The sequence below is a fragment of the Devosia sp. genome (assembly GCF_028290645.1).
GTDB lineage: Bacteria > Pseudomonadota > Alphaproteobacteria > Rhizobiales > Devosiaceae > Devosia_A.
Window position 1 is genome coordinate 1 of the sequence record NZ_JAQGJL010000321.1, and the last position, 3319, is coordinate 3319.

3 protein-coding genes and 1 pseudogene are annotated in these 3319 nt (G+C 65.0%); all 4 read right to left on the reverse strand.

Annotated features, from left to right (window positions below):
* Nucleotides 1-537: pseudogene (locus tag JWQ89_RS17235) on the reverse strand (hypothetical protein); the annotation flags it as partial.
* A gap of 475 nt (nt 538-1012) precedes the next feature.
* Complete coding sequence (locus tag JWQ89_RS17240; RefSeq protein WP_299642977.1) at nt 1013-1369, reverse strand: hypothetical protein; 357 nt, start codon at nt 1367-1369, stop codon at nt 1013-1015.
* Nucleotides 1370-1478: 109 nt separating this feature from the next.
* On the reverse strand, nt 1479-2645 hold the full coding sequence (locus tag JWQ89_RS17245; RefSeq protein WP_299642979.1) for a M20 aminoacylase family protein: 1167 nt from the start codon (nt 2643-2645) through the stop codon (nt 1479-1481).
* 14 nt (nt 2646-2659) lie between these two features.
* Nucleotides 2660-3319, reverse strand: a 660-nt coding sequence (locus JWQ89_RS17250) for an ATP-binding cassette domain-containing protein (protein WP_299642981.1), incomplete at its 5' end; no start/stop codon positions are given.

A 3319-nucleotide genomic window follows, 5' to 3' on the forward strand; every position in this document is an offset into this window, starting at 1 on the left:
GCCGCCCAGGCCGGGCGCCGCTCCGCCGGCCCCGCCGGCGCCGCCAGTCGCTCCGGCCAGCGGAAATATTCCGTCGTAGAATCCATGCGCCCCGCCGCCACCGCCGCCGCCGCCGCTAGCTGCACCACCGACTGTGCCGACCGCCCCGACGGCCCCTGCAAGCGCTCCGCCTGCGCCGCCTGGACCACCTGGAGTTATGCCGGCGCCACCCGTGCCGCCGGTGCCCCCGGTGGTGCCGGCCGCACCGCCGCCGCCCCCACCGCCGCCCGAGTTGTTGGCTGTGCCATCTCCGCCTGTGCCACCCGCTGCTCCGTTACTGCTCGTCCCGCCGGCTCCACCCGCGCCGGCGGCATTCCCGCCAGCTCCTGCGTCGGCCGACACGGCGGTCGCGCTCAGGGCGCCAACCAGCACAATCGTCGAGACGGTTGTCAGCAACCCGGTCAACACGGCCTTCGCCGGACCCAAGCGGCTTACCGTCGCCACCGGCGTCGTGCTCCAGCCGATGTCGATTGGAAACGGGTTGCCCTTGGCGATCACTACGGATCTCAGCGCATCGGAAGCGTCGATGTGTCTATCGTCATGGCCCGTGCAATGGTTCTTTGTGATGGCGACTATCCCCTGAACAAGAAATCGATGCATCCGCTGGGAATCCCGTTCCCAGGGGGCGAGCAAAAGTCACGGCTGCGGAAACGAATGGGCGCGTTTAGGCGCGAAGATCCCGCACATCGAGATGCTTCAAGTAGATCGAGCTGGCACGGGAGATAGATCTAGACCGACGGCTTCGCCGAAAAGTTGGAAACCAAACCGGTTACCTTAGCTTATTCGTAGGTTAATATCGGAGTGTTAACAAGATATTAATCCGCGTCGGGCGGGGCAGCCGTAGAAATACCATGTTGCATAAAAGCATCAATGACAAGTTGGCGACTGGAGCTTTGTGCAATATTTATCCAACGTTGGATTGATATAACTTGTCAGTTATCTCCATACTCCGGACTGGAGATTTATCCTAGCATTATTGACAGGCCAGCAATTGGGCTAACTCATGGGTCGTGACTTCGCGCGCTGAGGCGTGGCTGCGTCGGCGCCTTAGGGCGCGTGACTCTTCGTCGTTGCCGGTTGGCGAACACGACATATCCGAAGGAGCGGCCGAGTAGGCGACAGCGCCGATAAAGAGGTTGCTGCCAAATGCGACGGCCTCGCGGTCTCGCCCGGGAGCCAAATTCGAGCCGATCGCGACGTTCTGCATAATCTCGACGCGCTCGCCAATCTTCGCGTAGCCCCAGATGTGAAGGCCGAAAGTCGTGTTGGGACTGAGATGGTACGCCTGAGCGCGGCCCGCGCGACCCAGCATTTCAACATAAGTAGACATCGAATGTGCAGCCCCTCGGAAGCGACGACACTATCGAGGGGCGACGCTCGCGTCAGCGATACCTGATCCGTTGTGCTGGCCGAGCGTCCTGGTGAACGCCCGCACTCACTCAACCCGCGGGCATCCGTGTCTCTACCAGCTCGGCCCAGTACGAGGTGCCGTGGGGGATGGCTTCGTCGTTGAAGTTGTAGAGGGGGTGGTGGACGTCGGCGGTGTCGCCGTTGCCGATCTGGATGTAGGCGCCGGGGCAGGCTTCGAGCATATAGGCGAAGTCCTCGCCGCCCATGATGGCCGGGGCATTGACGACGGGCTTGCCGGAGATGCGCTGGGCGACCTCGGCGGCGAAGCCGGTTTCGGTTTCGGCGTTGACCATCGAGGGGTAGCCGCGCTGGTAGTCGATATTGGCGGTGGCGCCGAAGGCCGTGGCCGTGGCCGTGACGATGGCCTTGAAGCGCTCCTCGGCGAGGGCGCGGATGGCCTTGTCGAAGGTGCGGACGGTCCCGCGCAGTTCCACATGCTCAGGGATGACGTTGTAGGCGTCGCTGCTGGTGCGGAAGCTGGTGACGGAGACGACCAGCGACTGCAGCGGATCGGCGTTGCGGCTGGCTATGGTCTGGAGCGCCAGCACGATGTGGCTCGCGACGACCGTGGTATCGACGCCCGCGTGAGGACGCGCGGCGTGGCTGCCCTTGCCCACCACGTCGACGGTGAAATTGTCGGTGGCGGCGTAGAAGGCGCCCGGCTTGATGGAGAAGGTGCCGAGCGGGAGCCCCGGCATGTTGTGCATGCCGTAGATCTCCTTGATGCCGAAGCGTTCGATCAGGCCGTCCTTGACCATCGCCTCGCCGCCCGCACCGCCTTCCTCCGCGGGCTGGAACACCACGGCGACGGTGCCGTCGAAGTTGCGCGTCTCGGCGAGGTACTTGGCGGCGCCGAGCAGCATGGCGGTGTGGCCGTCATGGCCGCAGGCGTGCATCTTGCCGGCGACCTTGGAGGCATAGGGGAGCCCGGTGGCTTCGAGAATGGGGAGCGCGTCCATGTCGGCGCGGAGGCCGACGACGTGGCCGCGGGTATCCATGCGCCCCTTGATGATTCCGACGACGCCGGTGCGGCCGATGCCCTCGACCACCTCGTCGCAGCCGAATTCGCGCAGCTTGTCGGCGACGAGCGCGGATGTGCGGACGGTGTCGTACATCGTCTCGGGGTGCTCATGGATGTCGCGGCGCCAGGCGGTGATTTCCGCGTGCAGCTCGGAAACGCGGTTCTTGATAGGCATGGAACTCTCCCTTTTTATGAGGCTTGCGTGAGGACGAAATGGCCGGGCGCCACCTCGTCGTAGGTGGACGGCGCCGGCTGGTGGCCGACGGGGAAGACCGGTGACGGGATCGGCTTGAAAGCCTGGTCGTCGTGGAGGCGGCGCTGGCGCGGGTCGGCGATCGGCACGGCCGAGAGTAGCTGCCTCGTGTAGGGATGCCGGGGATCTTCGAAGACCTGGGCGCGCGAGCCGAGCTCGACGATGCGGCCCAGGTACATGACCCCGATATTGTGCGAGACGCGCTCAACCACGGCCATGTCGTGGCTGATGAACAGGAATGAGAGGCCGAGGTCGGCCTGCAGCTGCATCATCAGGTTGAGGATCTGGGCGCGGACCGAGACGTCGAGGGCGGACACAGCCTCGTCAGCGACGATCAGCTTGGGGTTGGTGGCGAGGGCGCGGGCGATGGCGACGCGCTGGCGCTGGCCGCCGGACAGCTCGTGCGGAAAGCGGGTGAGGAAGCTGCGCGGCAGTTCGACGCGATCGAAGAGCGTCGCGACCCGATCGACCAGCTCGCTGCCATGCGCCATGCCGAAATTGATCAGCGGCTCGGACACCTGGTCGCGCAGGCGCCGGTAGGGATTGAGCGAAGCGAAGGGATCCTGGAAAACCATCTGCATGTCGCGGCGGGCGCG

Excerpts from the sequence above, each read along its gene's own strand:
- JWQ89_RS17240 (WP_299642977.1), bottom strand. The coding sequence starts at position 1,369 with ATGTCTACTTATGTTGAAATGCTGGGTCGCGCGGGCCGCGCTCAGGCG.
- JWQ89_RS17245 (WP_299642979.1), bottom strand. The coding sequence starts at position 2,645 with ATGCCTATCAAGAACCGCGTTTCCGAGCTGCACGCGGAAATCACCGCC.